This window comes from Mycobacterium sp. (assembly GCF_035274705.1).
GTDB lineage: Bacteria > Actinomycetota > Actinomycetes > Mycobacteriales > Mycobacteriaceae > Mycobacterium.
Genome location: NZ_DATENY010000005.1, coordinates 74,384 through 88,005, shown reverse-complemented (window position 1 = coordinate 88,005; position 13,622 = coordinate 74,384). Strand labels below are relative to the sequence as shown.

Genomic DNA, 13,622 nt, shown 5'->3' with positions numbered 1-13,622 from the left:
ATAACGAAAAACGTTGTTCTTGATAACGATTGGGCACATCTGAGTGGTCCTGCAATGGGCGCCTGCCTGCGCGGGCGGCGTGATGCAAAGCGCGCTCGACCGGTTGGCCCGTCATCGACCAGATGACCGGATTCAACTCTGGTGACGTCGTCCGCGCGCTCTCGAAGCAGTCGGTGCTGTGACGGCGACAGCCACCGACGTCATCCGTTCGTCGGTGCCAGCTGATTCTCCAAACCCTGTACGTTTGTCAGGCGGCCGGCGTCGACTATCACTTCGTAGACGCCAGGCTCGACAAGCCCCGCGCCCACCCGTTCGGCGTCCGAGGGCTCGTCGGAGAGTAAGAGCACTTCCGCGGTTCGTCCCATGCTGCGCAACAGACGCACCGGCACGCCTTCCAACTCGGCTGTGAAAACCTTTTCGAACACCTCACACTCAGATATCGGTACTGTCGCAGACCAAACGCGCGAGTGGATCTGCTCAAACCCTGCTGGGCCGTCGTCGGTGATCGCAGTCAGTAGAACGCTTTCCGGTAAAACGTCGGCGAAGAACTCGTGATCCTGCCAGCGTGCCAGGGTGCCGACCATCGGACTGGGCGGACGCCACCCTTGCGCGCCAACCCACCCGCGGGCGGCTCCTTCATAGCGCGACAGGCACTTCTGCTCACCGTCGGCACGGATTCGCCAGTACTCAGCGCCATACGAGTATCGAGTACGTCCCAAGGCCCACACCTGTGCCAGTGAGTCGCCGAGCAAGAATCCGTTGGGGAAGGTCTGCCACGGCCGCTGTCGATCATCGGGCATGCTCAGTGTTGCCAACCAGGGTTGCTCGAAGCGCACAACATCTATGAATTGTGGAGAACCGTCGACAACGTATGCCGCCAACAGCTCCGCCGGAGTCCTCAGGCTGGCTGCTGCCGAGGCTGCTGCGACGTAACCACCGACCTGGTCAGAACCGGACTCCACGATGGCCGCGGCGATAGGTGCAGTGAGCAGCTTCTGCAACACGAGTCGCTTAGGCACGACGCGTTTCCTCGACATGAATGTCTTTCAACTCATCAGGTGCGACCAAGCCGTCCAACCCATGTATTGACGCCGATCAATCCGATTGCACGGGATACAGCGGGCGGGCCGACGAACTCCACCACGATACGGCCATCCAGCAGCCGATGCCGCAGCGAAACGGAATGCCAGGCGAGCTTTCCACTGACGCGGAAGTGCACCACTCCATCGAGCGCAGACCTTGGCACCTCCGCCCACGGTTCGGAGTGGTCTGGTCCGACCCGCGACTTGCCACGCGCGAACGCGTCTGGCACATCGTCATTTCATGGGATGAACGCCGTACCAATCTTGATCATCCCGCCGCTGTCCACGAATCCGCGAAATGCCGGTGGGCGGCGCGAACGGTCTCAGGCCCAAACCGCCGGGTAGTACTTAGGGCAGATGCAGTGGCGATTGTCGAGTGGCGGATCGAGGACCTCGGTCGCCACCAGAAGCAGACGCCTCTCGATGGCAAGGGCGGCGTCGACAGTGCGCTCGGTGACGTCAAATGGGGCGTCGTCGTCGGACAGCGAGAAGGTCAACCGACCGTCGTGGGCCCATGCGAAGGCGTTGTGCCCGGCGATCTGAACGCGGCCAGGCTGAGAGATGGTGGGGACTCGGTCGATGCGTGACGGGAAGACGGCGTATTGAGCAAGCGTGTACGCGGTACCGCGTTTTGGATCCGGCGTGTCCGGTGCGATTGCGTGTGCGGGGACACCTAAGACAGTGAACAGGTTGCGCAACTCAGTCTCGGTTGGGGCGTTCAGCGCGACGCGTAGTTGGTCACCATCGTTGGCGTGGCCGCCGAAGGCGCGGCAGAAACGAAAGTAGTGCAGGCGCAGGGCCCACTCGTGAAGTTCTACGGCCGAATGGGTCTCGTAAAGCCAGCTGCGCCAGCGGGAGTCGTCGGACACGCCGTCAGCATAAATCCGGGTGGGCAGCGGCGTATTAGTTCTATGGCGCGGATCGCGATGGTGTGAACCGCCCAGGAGAAGTGATGCTGACTGGCGGCCGTGCCAATGCGGCAGCGATTCGCTCAATGACCACACGCCGTAGTTCAGCCCCATCCGCAGGGAGACCGGGAGCCGAACCAGTCTCGGCGAGAAGTATCACGGGATTCTTAATGCCTGGAACGTCGGTGAAGCCGACCGGCAGGAGCAGCGTTCCTGGCAGAAGTGCGATCTCCATCTCGCCAGGATTGCGGGACAACGGGCCGATGAATCGGCCGGTGATGGTGACTATCGCAGCTACACGCTCCGAGGTGAAATTCTCGCTTGCGATCCGTGGGTCACCTGACGTGGGGAGCACGGCCGATAGAGTGAATGCCGCATTCGGAGGCTGACCGACCATACCCCGATAGGTGATGCCAGGTGTCGCCGGTAAGCGAGCAAGATTATCGGCCAGGTTCATTCCGCTCCGCATCTTCCTTCGCCTTAATGGCTGCAAGTGTGGCATTGGCTGCGCGACAGAGGAACTCTTCGTTGCGCGCCTCACCGTGCACATTCCATTGCCAGCTACCAACATAAGTGGCGGCCGTGTCCTCAATCCCAGGGAAACCCACTTGCAGAATGTCGGAAGTCGGTATGGGTGGCGTAGGCGCGGAAAGGGAGCGGAGCAACTCGATCAGCACTTCTGGGGCGTTGCCGGTGTACAGGACCGACCTGTCATCGCCCCGGCCGATCAGGTAGGCATCCGGCGGGCCGTCGCCATGCATGCTTCGATTGGCGGCGACCCACATTTCGGCAGAACCATTTCCAACGAGGATCCCGTTCTCGACAACATCGATTGGAACGCCGAGCTCGACCAGACCGGCGCCGAGCACGGCAAGCCCGTCGTATGGCCGCCTCCACAACGAGTGGAGTGGTTCGCAACCGCCGATTTCCCATTTCCGCGCATACGGCACCGAAAGGCCATGTCCGGCAAGCATCCGGGACCGTAGAGCATCGGCCACAGCACCTGGTTGCGATAGGTTGGATTTGGTCATGGTCGAACCTGCCTAATTACGATGCGTAATACACCGTCTTCGCCCATTTCTCTTGATATGACCTCGAAATCAGTTCCACGGGGAAATAGGACCTCGAACTCGTTGGCGTAGCGCGACAGTGCGCTGACACCAACACCGTCGTAGCCTTCCACTGTCAAAAGAGTAGGTGTTCTGTCGGCACTTGCGCTAAGAGCGAAGTTTTCGGCGACTCGAGCATCAGCCGACGTACTGAGATAGGCGGGGTCGTGGAAGATCTCACCTACGTTGAATTGTTCTAGGAAAGAGTCGGACGCGTGCATGCCACGCCAAGTCGTCGAGAAGGCATCTGAGGGATCGGCGCGATATGGAGGCAGCGAAGCGAGGCCTTCGTCAGTGTGAGTGACACGCTCCTCCCAAGATGCGCGTTGAGCGTCGGTCATGAGATCGATGGAGTCTGCGTCCAGTATTGACTGCTGATATGGGGACAGGGGATCGATACTGCGGAGGTATGGGTTCATCCCCTCGTAGTTTTGGGTGGTGTAGTCGTAAACACCTTCGACACCGTCCTTTGTGATCTCGGGGTACGCGTCTGATACTCGCTCGGCCCATTCGTGGAAGCGGGCGGGATCAACCGATCCGTCTGGTAAGCGGAATTCGTTGTTTATCTGGGACAGGTCCGGCAGGCTCTCGCCGGCAACGCCATGATTGACCGGTGGATCGTGTAGGCCGGTGTGCGGCGGGTTGTTTGGTGGATCTGGCGGTTCGTGTCCGCTCCCGTTGTCGGGCGGGTGTCCCATCTCGTGGTTTGGCGTATCCGGTTCGGTGTGTCCATGCCCATCACCAGACCCGCCGTGCCCAGATCCCGACTCACCAGCGCGGGGGCCGTGCTCCACACCTACCGGTGCATGATCGCCCGCATTGACAGCCGATTCCGCGCTATGGTTTTCCGCGCCGACAGAGGCGAGTTCTTGTGATGGTGCGGCCGCATGCTCGAACGGCTGTGCTGTACCCAATCCCTGGCTTGCGGAAGGGATCTCGGGAGCACTCGGCGGAGGGGGTGCCTCCATATGCGGCGCACTGGGCGCCGTGGTGGCTGGCACTTGAGGTTCAGCCGCAGGCACACTGGGTGCCTCTGCGGAGTGAGGCATCGGTTCGGGCGCGCGCGGCGCTTCGGGCACGGCCGGCGCGTCATTGTGCGGCGCCGCCACATGAGGCTCGGTTGGTGTGGTCGTGTGCGGTTCGGCAGCCACAGGAGGCTCGCCATGCGGAACCTCCGGCGCTCGCGGCGTCGGCTCAACCCGCGGAGTCTCTTGCGGCACAGGGGGTTCGACCGGCGCACGTCCCCCGGGAACGGAGGACCCGGGTGCGGCACTCTCGGGGATTTGGACGTTGTCCAGCTTGCTGCTGATTTCCGCAGCCCTGGTCGCGACGTCTTCCGTCGCCCCGGCCGCCCGGGTAGCGGCCGCCGCCCCGGCATCTCGCGTAGCCGCGCCGGCCGTGCGCGTTTCGGCTCCCGCAGAGGCAGCTGCTACCCGTGTTTCCGCGCTGGCTGCATCGACGGCGGGCGCGGCCTCGCCGCCCGGGATAGCGAGGCTGCCGACTTGGGCGACGTCGTAGCCGAGAGCACGGAACGGATGACCCTTTTCGACGTCTTCCCAGTCCACCAGGCCCTTGACGGTGTTCAGGCTGCCTTGTGGATCGGACATGATCTCGCCCGCGAGATGCACCGGATTGGTCACCGCTTCAGCGGTTTCCGCCAACCCTTTCCAGGTGTCCAATGCTCCTTGCGTGTCGTAGGCGAAACGCGTCGGGTCCAGTTGCTCGAGGCCGTGTGCAGTCTGGGCAACGAACTTCAGTCCGCCCTCGGGGAGATCCACGAACGCATTGAAGTCGGACGACAGCGCATTGCCGACGCCCTCGCCGAACACCGAGATGAACTCTTTCTTCGCCCAGCTTTCAAGCGAATCCGTCGCTGAATCAAGAGCATTGATGCCCTGACTGAAGAGCTGATTCGACGCGTCGGCCTCGCGCTTCATGTTGTTGAGCACGGTCTTGATCTCGCTGGCGACCTGCTTGATCTTGTCCATCGGATTGTGGCCGGTGAATATGCCGCCGATGGTTTCCAGCACGCCGCCTGGGCTGAGTTGGTGCAGCAGATCGCGTACCGCGTCCTGCGTTGCCTGCACGTTGGCTGCGAATGCGTCGATGTGTGAGGCCAAAGTCTGTGCCTGCGCGGCGATATCGCTCAGTCCGGACCCGATGTTGCCGACGGCCTCGACCATCTTGCCGGACTCAGGAATCTGCTGGCCGCCCAATGCCGTTCCAGTCGCCGACACCGGGCCCGCGGCCGCGCCGATGGCCGCTGCGAACCCGCGCCACGCCGTCGCGGCGGCATGCATCTGCGCGGGATTGCCGTCGGGCCAGACGTCGCCGACGAACTGCTCCACCAATGCCCAGCCGAGGGGAGCCGCGACACCGCCGCCCATGGGAGGCGGCATGGTCAGTCCACCAACGCACGGTGGTTCTGTCGGGGCCGGCACCGGTGACTCGCCGCCGCCCACCGTGGATGCGGCGTTCGCCTTGCCGTAGTTCGACGCCGACATCTGCATACCGAAACCCACTCGGCGGCAGGCGTTTACCGCAGACTCTGCCGCATCGAGCAATGCCTGGCCGGAATGGGTGTAGCCCTGCCCGAAGACGATCCCGGCCGAGTCGTGCCCGAACAACGCACCGGCGCCCGATAACGCCGACGACAGCGTCTGGGTGGCGGTGGCCGCCGCGTCACCCTCGCTGCTGACGTTCCTCCCGGCAGCCGCCAGCGCCGACGGATCAACTGCGATCGGTGAGGTCACGCATCAACCCCACATGCGCATATTCGTTTGCACCGCCGAGGAATAGTTTTCGTGTGCGCCTTCGGCAATCTGGCGCAATCGTGCCAGCGCCTCCCGCATCTCGCGTGCGCCCTCGTCCCACCGGGCTTGTGCCGCTCGCTCGGCCTCGCCGCCGTCGCCGTACCAGGTGGTCCCCAGCCGGGCGACCGAGTTGGCGGCCTGGGCCAGGTGCGCTTCGAGTTCGGAATCGAACGCCGTCATGCGGTCAATCACTGCCAGCAGGGCGGCCGGGTCGACGCTGAACGCGCCCATCACAGCCCCGTTCCGGAGATGTCGGCGGCCGTCGCAGTATCCGTCGAGGAGTAATGGGCGGCTGCCTCCTGCAGCAGCCCGGACATTCGCGACAGACCCTCGACGACCTGCGCCGCCCCCTGATGCCACTCCTGCCAGACACCGGAGTACGACGACGCCGCCGAACCGGTCCAGCCCGAACCCAAGAGCCCGGACACGTCGCTGTCGAGCGAGCCCAGACCTGAGCACAGTCTTTCGGAGAGCGAGTTGAGCTCAGCTGACACCGCAACTAACTCCGATGCGGTTACCTGCAGATCTGACACCGTTTGACCCCCGCGAGTGACGTCCAAATGCGTTAGAAACAGAATAACGAAGCTGATCGGGGGCTCTGCGCACAAGAAATTCAGTGTTCACAGCAAATGCAGAGGAAAGCATTTGAGGGCCGGGTGCCGTTGGCGCTGGCGGCCTGGTGCGTCATGTGGCAAAGGCACTCAACCGACTGGGACTAGGCACCAACATCTACCCCCGAGTTGTTCACCGCGTGACACGGTAGCGGAGGTGAGCCACGCCGGGGGCGTGCAGCACCCGGACGAGCTCCATCTTGGGTATGCCGGGCTGGAAGCCGTCGAACAAACGCTCACCCGAGCCGAGGATTACCGACGACACTTGCAGGTCGATCTCGTCGACAAGGCCCGCCTTGATCGCCTGGCGGGCGCACGATGCGCCACCGGCAATTGAGATGTCCTTCCCGCCGGCAGCCGCCTCGGCCCGCGCGTAGGCGGATTCGATGCCGTCGGTGACGAAATGGAACGTCGTGCCGCCGTTCATCTCGATCGGGTCGTGGGCGTAGTGGGTGAGCACGAAGACAGGGCAGTGGTATGGCGGGGTGTCGCCCCACCAGCCTCTCCAATCCGAGCCGGCCCATTCGCCGCGAATTGGACCGAACATGTTGCGCCCCATGATGGTTGCGCCCATGCCATCCATCATGTCGGCAATCACCTGGCGATTGATCGGGTGATCACTGCTGGGGCCGATATGCCAATCGTGGAGGGCGAGGCCGCCTACCCCTATGGGATTCTGTTCGGTCTGATCGGGCCCGGCGACGTAGCCGTCGGCGGAGATCGACATCGAGAGGTTGGTTCGCGCCATGTCAAGTTCCGTTCCGTCGGTTCATTCGGTTGCCCATGCTCTCAGTAAGACCGCTGAGCCGACAGAAAGTCATCGGGGTCCCGCCGCCTGCTGTCTGCCCGCTACGCCGCCCGCGCGGTCTTGGTCCGGCTCTGAACTTCGGGCGATGTTGTCACTGCCCGTGAGTAGCGTCCGCGATATGAGTAACGGACGACGGGCACGCAGGGCCAAACAGGTCCGACGTGACGCGGCGGGCGAAGAAGCGCAGAGCTCGAAACACGCTGCGGCGTGCGGCTGCTGAATATTGCTCACACGGTTGTTGGTTCGGCCGCAACCACAGCCGTACACGCAATCTCGCCGCGCTGGCGATACGCGCCGGAGACACTTGTCGCTCCCGAACCTTGTCTGCGTGCCCACCACCCGTGCGATGATGGCTCGGCGCATCCCCAAAAGCGGAGGAGCTTCAGATGGGGTTTGAGCGAATCGACGACCTGCTGAACGCCGTGACCGCCGATGGGTCGCTGCATGGCATCGCCGCCACGGTGGTCGGCCGCGACGGCGTCCTCTACGAGGGTGCAGCTGGAGACGCGGGGCCCGACACGATGTTCCGCAACGCGTCGATGACCAAGGCAGTCGCGACCACGGCGGCACTGCAGCTCGTCGAGCAGGGTCGCGTCGACCTCGATGCGACGGTGGCGTCGATCGTGCCCGAGTTCGGCGAGCTCCAGGTGCTCGATGGCTTCGAGGGCGGTGAGCCGGTCCTGCGTACGCCCAGGACGCAGGCGACGGTCCGCCAGCTGATGAACCACACGGCCGGCTGCGGCTACCACTTCGTCAACGAGAAGCTCTTGAAGTACTGCACCGACTACGAGTTCCCCAACGTGCTTCAGGGGATCAAGCAGAGCATCAGCGCACCGCTGGTCAACGATCCCGGCACGGTCTGGGAGTACGGCGTCAACACCGACTGGGTCGGCATGGTCGTCGAGGCCGTAGTCGGCCAGACACTGGCCGACTACCTCGCCGAGCACATCTACGGCCCGCTCGGCATGACGGACTCGACGTTCGCCCCCAGCGACGAGCAGCGCGGGCGGTTGCTTCCGATCCGCTTCAGGGCGCCGGACGGCGGCCTGGTGGCGACCGAGCTCGACCTGCCGGCCGAGCCGGAGTGGGATGCAGGCGGCCACGGGTCCTACGGGACGATCGCCGACTACGGGCGTTTTGTGCGCGCCTGGGTCAACGGCGGCGAGCTCGACGGCGCGCGCATCCTCAAAGAGGAGACGGTGGAGCTCGCGTTGCGGGACCACCTCGACGGGGTGCCGCTGCCGAAGAAGCTGGAGCCAACTATCCCCGAGCTGTCCAACCCGGTCGAGCTGCTCGACGTGCCGCAGGGCTGGGGCCTCGGGTTCCACCTGTACCTGGTCGACCTGCCCGGCATGCGCAGCTCCGGCTCGGGCGACTGGTCGGGGCTGTTCAACAGCTTCTTCTGGATCGATCGCAAGGCGGGGGTCGGCGCCGTGATCGCGACGCAGCTGCTGCCGTTCTTCGACGACAAGATGGTCGAGACGATCCTCGGCTTCGAGGCCGCGGTCTACGCGGAGCTCGGCGCGACGGTCTCTTGAGCACTGGCGCCGTCGCCGACTCCAACGACAGGAACCGTGCGCGCGCAGTAGCCGCTATCCGTCCGCCGCGACCAACGACCCGAGCTTCACGTCGGGGTTGTCCCGTTGGAAGCCTTCCAGCCGCCACCGGGTGGAGAACAGCACGAGCATGACCCCGTCGGTGCGGGTCAGGACTTCCGATGACACCTGCTTGGCCATGAACTCGGCGTCCTCGGGGTCCACGATCCGCGCGACCTGGTACGGCAGCGACTCCAGCGAGATCGGGGCGCTGAGCTCGGTGGCCATCCGATGCACAGCCACCTCGAACTGCATCGGACCGACGGCGGCGAGCACTGGCGCTTGGTCGCCGCGGCGGTCCGAGCGCAACACCTGAACAACGCCCTCCTGCTCCAGCTGTTCGATCCCGCGGCGAAACTGCTTGTGCTTACTCGGATCGGTGCCGCGGGCCACCGCGAAATGCTCGGGGGAGAAGCTCGGTATCGGCGGATACTGCACGGGGACATCGCGATACAGCGTGTCGCCCGGGCGCAGAGCCGCGGCGTTCGCCAACCCGACCACATCACCCGGCCACGCGGTCTCCAGGGTGGCGCGTTGTTGACCGAACACCGATTGCGCGTACTTGGTGACGAACGGCTTGCCGGTGGCGGCGTGGGTCAGGACGTCGCCGCGTTCGAATGTGCCCGAGCACACCCGCGCATAAGCGATGCGATCGCGGTGGGCGGAGTCCATACCGGCCTGCACTTTGAAAACGAAGGCGCTGAACGGTGATTCGGTGGCGCGCCGGGCCCCGTCGACGTCGAGTGCTCCGCTGGGCGGTGGCGCGAGTTCGGCGAGCACATCGAGGAGCTGATTCACGCCGAAGTTCAACGCCGCCGAGGTGAACAGGACTGGTGTGGCAGCGCCGCTGAGGAATTGCTCACGGTCGTAGTCTGAGCCGTCCGCGGACAGCAGTTCGGACTCCTCGACGGCGTGATTCCAGTCGTCCCCGGCAGTAGTGTGCGCGTCGGCCGCCGCGATGTGCTCTTCGGGGGCCGCGGTGGCGCCGCCCGCAGTGCGGGTGAACTTGATGAAGTTTCCGGTCCGGCGGTCGAGCACCCCTTTGAAGTCTCCGGCGATGCCGACCGGCCACGTCAGGGGAGTGGGGCGCAGCCCGATCCGTGCCTGGATCTCGTCCATCAGCTCGAGGGCGTGGCGGCCGGGACGGTCCCACTTGTTGATCACCGTGATGATCGGGATCCGACGGTGCTTGCACACCTGGAACAGCTTCAGTGTCTGGGGCTCAAGGCCTTTCGCGGCGTCGATGAGCATCACCGCGGAGTCGACGGCCGTCAGCACCCGGTAGGTGTCTTCGGAGAAGTCGGCGTGGCCGGGGGTGTCGAGCAGGTTGATGACGCATGTGCGGTACGGGAACTGCAACACCGTCGACGTGATCGAGATGCCCCTGGCCTTCTCCATCTCCATCCAGTCCGACACCGTCGCGCGGCGGCCCGCCTTGCCGTGGACCGCGCCGGCTTCGGTGATGGCCCGGGCGTGCAGCGCCAGCGCCTCGGTCAACGTGGATTTGCCGGCGTCGGGATGGCTGATGACGGCGAAGGTTCTGCGTCGGCCCGCCTCAGCGGAGATACGGCCAGGTGGCGAGGTGTCGGCGGTCGGCGGAGCGGCCAGGGCATCGTAGGTCATAGCGCAAGCGATGGTATTGGCCTCCGAGTGCAAACCAGTAATCGAGCTGGCGCAAGACGGCAAATACGAGCCCAAGCCCCAACACAAGACGGTAAACACGATATGGCTGACCCTCTTTAAGCCGGTCGTTATTCACCGCAGTTCATGGAGGCGCGCATGGCTGGACGAATCCTGATTTTCGCGAACAAGGCCTGGGAAACGGATGCGCTGGTCGCAGTGATCCGCAATGCACACGCGGTGCCGTCCAATTTTCCACCGTTCGATCCGCCCCCGCAGGTCACGGTCCAGCTGAACAACGGCGGGACGAAGCAGGTCAGCGCACGACTTGCTGTGCGGACCGCCAATGCCACAGCCGAGCTGTGGTGCGTTCAGGATCTGACGGACCCGGCAAGATCGTCTTCGAGCAGCGAGGAGAAAGCCCGCGTCATTCCCGCCGTCGTCGCCAACGGGCCGGCACCTACCCTGGTCGTCGCCTTCGGCTCGGCGTCGTTTCCCGATGCCGCATCGTTCAACGGCTGCGCGGTCGTCGGGACGCAGGTGTTCGTTCACAACCCCCACGAGACGCCAAATCCGGAGAGCAACTGGATCAGGCCAGAATTCGACAAGCTCCTGGCCCCAACCACGGCGCCGCCGGGGTCGGTGTTGTCCATGCTCGATCGGGAGCTGCGGCCTGCTTGCGAGTCTCGCTTCCTCCCGCCGCCGCTCAATGCGGCGAATCCGCCGGTGCTGCTTGTCTCGTCCGACTATGTGGCGTTGAGCGATGTCAACGTGACGACACCTGCGGACTATGTCTGGGCCGATCCGCGAGCCATGAAGGCCATGCATGACGCCAAGGTCAACGCTCCGGTCGGCTCGATGGAGACGACACATGGCGTCATACGGCTCGCTGCGCCATCGGACCAATTCCTGTTCTTTTCCGGAATTGCCAATCGCCTCGGCTACTTCAATTCGGAGGTGGCGCCGCGCGCGTATGCGCAGAACTTTGCCGCTTCGCACAATGCAGGCATTGCGCTGGCCTACGCCCTGCCGCTTCTGATGGCTTGACCGGTTGCTGCACAGGCTAATTCGGAATACTTGGTGCAATCACCAGCAGAGAGGAGTCCAGCCATGGTCACGACACGTGCCGAAGCGGCGCAGTACCTCAAGGATGCGGGAGGCCTAAAGCTTGTCGCTTTCGGGGCGGATGGGCACGAGGTCGCGGCGATGTTCGTGCAAGGGTCGGTGTCATATGACGAGGAGGAAGCAACCTTCATCGCGGTTGCGGAGGACGGCCACACGGTCGGGGAACTATTCGTGGATGACACGGTCTATTACGACGAGAACATCGATGCCTTCGTCATCCGTACAGTGCGATAGCATCGCCCAGGCACACCGATTTGCATGATCCTCCCAAAAATCCGTGATCCTCGCTTCATCACACTGCGCCGCGGCGGGACCCTCACCGATTCGGACCATCATCTGCTCGCACTGTGGGCGGCATCGTGTGCGGAGCATGTGCTTCACCTATTCGAGTCGGCTCGGCCGCAGGACCCAAGGCCGCGTGAGGCGATCGAGCATGCCCGCGCCTGGGTGCGCGGCGAGGTCAAGATGATGCAGGCTCGTGCGACGGCCGGCCATGCGATGGGCGCGGCCAGAGATCTCCGCGGTGCCCCACGGCATGCCGCGTACGCTGCTGGCCAGGCCGCGGCCGTTGCACACGTCGCCGCGCACGAGCTCGGCGCGGCCGCCTATGCCATCAAGGCCGCACGTGCCGCTGCGCCGCCCGACGAAGCCGACGCCGCCGGGCGATTCGAGCGCCGATGGCAGCGCGACCAACTTCCCGACGCGATTCGCGAACTCGTTCTCGACGACCAACGATTGCGAAATGACCTCTGCTGGAAAGTGTTTGACTGATGAACATCGACCCGCCTCCGGGCTACCACACCGTGATGCCGCGCATGGTCGTCGCTGACGCCGCGGGCGCCGTCGCGTTTCTGCGTGAAGTCTTCGGCGCTGAAGGCGAATTCGATCCCGATCGTCCAGCCGAAATGCGCATCGGTGACTCGCTTGTCATGGTCACCTCAGTCGGCGAGCGCGAACCGTTCCCGGCGTTCCTCTACGTCTATGTCGACGACGCCGACCGCGTATACCACCGGGCGATCGCCGCAGGCGCGACGAGCATCGAACCTCCACTCGACACGCCGTACGGCGACCGGCGGGCCATGGTGCGTGACCCGCACGGCAACGTCTTCCAGATCGCCCATCGCAAAGTCGAGTGACCAAGAGCGAAAGCGGTTGGGGCGCTACTGTATCCCGGTGCGCGTGTTCGCTCCAGGTGGCGGCACCGCCCTGGCTCCCGGAGGCGTCACGAGGGGCGGTTGGGTGAAGCGAATTGTGGTCTGGTCGGGCAAGTAGCAGTCACCCGTCCTCTCGTTGTAGATGCCGCCGAGGTTCGTGCAGCAATTCGACAGAGCTTCAAGGTATTGGTCGTAGGACAGCAGGTCGCCCTTGAAGGACGAGAATGCGTTCCTCGCGCACTCCATGTAGTAATTCTGCAGAAACGACTTATTCGGCTCGGCGTTGGCAATTGCGGGGGCAACGGCGGCGACTTGGATTGCCGCGAGGATCGTGGCCGCTGTCAAGGCAATTCGGCGCCGCCAGCTGTGCTTGGGTGTAGCGCTCATGAGATCTCCTAAGGGTGCTTTGGTTAGTAGTCGGGTAGTGGTCAGCTATTGAATGCCTGCGCGCGTGTTCGCGTCGGGCGGCAGTTTCGCCGTCGCTCCCGGCGCGGGTCGGCTGGAAGCGTCTGGCGGTAGGTATATCGGTGAGCAGAACCCACTTCTATGGGCAGTGGGTGGGTACCAAAAGCCGCGGTTCTGCTCGCAGCAATAGACGTAGTCGTTGTTCCATGCGACGCAAGCGAGGTAACCGTTGAGGTCGAACCCGCCGCCGTCGTTGGGCTCAGCGCTGGCCGGTACGGCGGCCGCGGTGCCGCCCGTAAGTGCAGCGAGGAAGATCCCGGTGCCCGCCGCGGCTCGACGCCAACGAGCGATATTCGTGTTGGTCATGGTGTTCTCCTTTGAGGTGTCGTCGC

Annotated in this window: 16 protein-coding genes; 5 read left to right on the top strand and 11 right to left on the bottom strand. The window is 64.1% G+C overall.

What is annotated here, in order from left to right; translation table 11 throughout:
- Positions 1-200: 200 nt before the first annotated feature.
- The 8 genes from VJV41_RS01235 to VJV41_RS01200 form a co-directional block, all read right to left on the bottom strand.
- Complete coding sequence (locus VJV41_RS01235) at positions 201-1,019, bottom strand: hypothetical protein (protein WP_325330269.1); 819 nt, start codon at positions 1,017-1,019, stop codon at positions 201-203.
- Positions 1,020-1,054: 35 nt separating this feature from the next.
- Complete coding sequence (locus VJV41_RS01230; RefSeq protein ID WP_325330267.1) at positions 1,055-1,312, bottom strand: hypothetical protein; 258 nt, start codon at positions 1,310-1,312, stop codon at positions 1,055-1,057.
- A gap of 93 nt (positions 1,313-1,405) precedes the next feature.
- The gene (locus VJV41_RS01225) at positions 1,406-1,951 is read right to left on the bottom strand and encodes a hypothetical protein (protein ID WP_325330265.1); all 546 of its coding nucleotides are present in this window, start codon (positions 1,949-1,951) and stop codon (positions 1,406-1,408) included.
- Positions 1,952-2,430: 479 nt separating this feature from the next.
- Positions 2,431-3,021: a hypothetical protein gene (locus VJV41_RS01220; RefSeq protein WP_325330263.1), complete on the bottom strand. Its 591-nt coding sequence runs from the start codon at positions 3,019-3,021 to the stop codon at positions 2,431-2,433.
- Complete coding sequence (locus VJV41_RS01215; RefSeq protein WP_325330261.1) at positions 3,018-5,852, bottom strand: ADP-ribosyltransferase; 2,835 nt, start codon at positions 5,850-5,852, stop codon at positions 3,018-3,020. The genes VJV41_RS01220 and VJV41_RS01215 overlap by 4 nt, the downstream gene beginning before the upstream one ends.
- Positions 5,853-5,855: 3 nt before the next feature.
- Positions 5,856-6,143, bottom strand: coding sequence for a WXG100 family type VII secretion target (locus tag VJV41_RS01210; protein WP_325330259.1), 288 nt, complete (start codon positions 6,141-6,143; stop codon positions 5,856-5,858).
- A complete protein-coding gene (locus VJV41_RS01205) occupies positions 6,143-6,445 on the bottom strand; it encodes a WXG100 family type VII secretion target (RefSeq protein WP_325330257.1) in 303 nt (100 codons plus the stop codon). Before VJV41_RS01205 ends, VJV41_RS01210 begins: the two co-directional genes overlap by 1 nt.
- A gap of 211 nt (positions 6,446-6,656) precedes the next feature.
- Complete coding sequence (locus VJV41_RS01200; protein ID WP_325330254.1) at positions 6,657-7,271, bottom strand: dihydrofolate reductase family protein; 615 nt, start codon at positions 7,269-7,271, stop codon at positions 6,657-6,659.
- 446 nt (positions 7,272-7,717) lie between these two features.
- Here VJV41_RS01200 and VJV41_RS01195 point away from each other — a divergent pair, with 446 nt between their 5' ends.
- Entirely contained in the window at positions 7,718-8,869 is a 1,152-nt protein-coding gene (locus VJV41_RS01195; RefSeq protein ID WP_325330252.1) for a serine hydrolase domain-containing protein, read from the top strand.
- A 54-nt stretch (positions 8,870-8,923) separates the two neighbouring features.
- Here VJV41_RS01195 and VJV41_RS01190 read toward each other — a convergent pair whose 3' ends face one another.
- Positions 8,924-10,549, bottom strand: a complete 1,626-nt coding sequence (locus VJV41_RS01190) for a peptide chain release factor 3 (RefSeq protein WP_325330250.1) — start codon at positions 10,547-10,549, stop codon at positions 8,924-8,926.
- A gap of 156 nt (positions 10,550-10,705) precedes the next feature.
- On the opposite strand from VJV41_RS01190, the gene VJV41_RS01185 reads away from it, so the two are divergent.
- The 4 genes from VJV41_RS01185 (at position 10,706) to VJV41_RS01170 (ending at position 12,807) form a co-directional block, all read left to right on the top strand.
- Entirely contained in the window at positions 10,706-11,593 is an 888-nt protein-coding gene (locus VJV41_RS01185) for a hypothetical protein (protein ID WP_325330248.1), read from the top strand.
- 63 nt (positions 11,594-11,656) lie between these two features.
- A complete protein-coding gene (locus tag VJV41_RS01180) occupies positions 11,657-11,905 on the top strand; it encodes a hypothetical protein (RefSeq protein ID WP_325330246.1) in 249 nt (82 codons plus the stop codon).
- A 24-nt stretch (positions 11,906-11,929) separates the two neighbouring features.
- On the top strand, positions 11,930-12,442 hold the full coding sequence (locus VJV41_RS01175; RefSeq protein WP_325330244.1) for a putative immunity protein: 513 nt from the start codon (positions 11,930-11,932) through the stop codon (positions 12,440-12,442).
- Entirely contained in the window at positions 12,442-12,807 is a 366-nt protein-coding gene (locus VJV41_RS01170; protein WP_325330242.1) for a VOC family protein, read from the top strand. The genes VJV41_RS01175 and VJV41_RS01170 overlap by 1 nt, the downstream gene beginning before the upstream one ends.
- 24 nt (positions 12,808-12,831) lie before the next feature.
- Here VJV41_RS01170 and VJV41_RS01165 read toward each other — a convergent pair whose 3' ends face one another.
- A complete protein-coding gene (locus VJV41_RS01165) occupies positions 12,832-13,212 on the bottom strand; it encodes a hypothetical protein (protein WP_325330240.1) in 381 nt (126 codons plus the stop codon).
- Positions 13,213-13,257: 45 nt separating this feature from the next.
- Positions 13,258-13,596, bottom strand: a complete 339-nt coding sequence (locus VJV41_RS01160) for a hypothetical protein (protein WP_325330237.1) — start codon at positions 13,594-13,596, stop codon at positions 13,258-13,260.
- Between the last annotated feature and the right edge of the window lie 26 nt (positions 13,597-13,622).

Excerpts from the sequence above, each read along its gene's own strand:
- VJV41_RS01170 (WP_325330242.1), top strand. The coding sequence starts at position 12,442 with ATGAACATCGACCCGCCTCCGGGCTACCACACCGTGATGCCGCGCATG.
- VJV41_RS01160 (WP_325330237.1), bottom strand. The coding sequence starts at position 13,596 with ATGACCAACACGAATATCGCTCGTTGGCGTCGAGCCGCGGCGGGCACC.
- VJV41_RS01220 (WP_325330263.1), bottom strand. The coding sequence starts at position 3,021 with ATGACCAAATCCAACCTATCGCAACCAGGTGCTGTGGCCGATGCTCTA.
- VJV41_RS01200 (WP_325330254.1), bottom strand. The coding sequence starts at position 7,271 with ATGGCGCGAACCAACCTCTCGATGTCGATCTCCGCCGACGGCTACGTC.
- VJV41_RS01195 (WP_325330252.1), top strand. The coding sequence starts at position 7,718 with ATGGGGTTTGAGCGAATCGACGACCTGCTGAACGCCGTGACCGCCGAT.
- VJV41_RS01210 (WP_325330259.1), bottom strand. The coding sequence starts at position 6,143 with ATGGGCGCGTTCAGCGTCGACCCGGCCGCCCTGCTGGCAGTGATTGAC.
- VJV41_RS01185 (WP_325330248.1), top strand. The coding sequence starts at position 10,706 with ATGGCTGGACGAATCCTGATTTTCGCGAACAAGGCCTGGGAAACGGAT.
- VJV41_RS01165 (WP_325330240.1), bottom strand. The coding sequence starts at position 13,212 with ATGAGCGCTACACCCAAGCACAGCTGGCGGCGCCGAATTGCCTTGACA.
- VJV41_RS01180 (WP_325330246.1), top strand. The coding sequence starts at position 11,657 with ATGGTCACGACACGTGCCGAAGCGGCGCAGTACCTCAAGGATGCGGGA.
- VJV41_RS01190 (WP_325330250.1), bottom strand. The coding sequence starts at position 10,549 with ATGACCTACGATGCCCTGGCCGCTCCGCCGACCGCCGACACCTCGCCA.
- VJV41_RS01175 (WP_325330244.1), top strand. The coding sequence starts at position 11,930 with ATGATCCTCCCAAAAATCCGTGATCCTCGCTTCATCACACTGCGCCGC.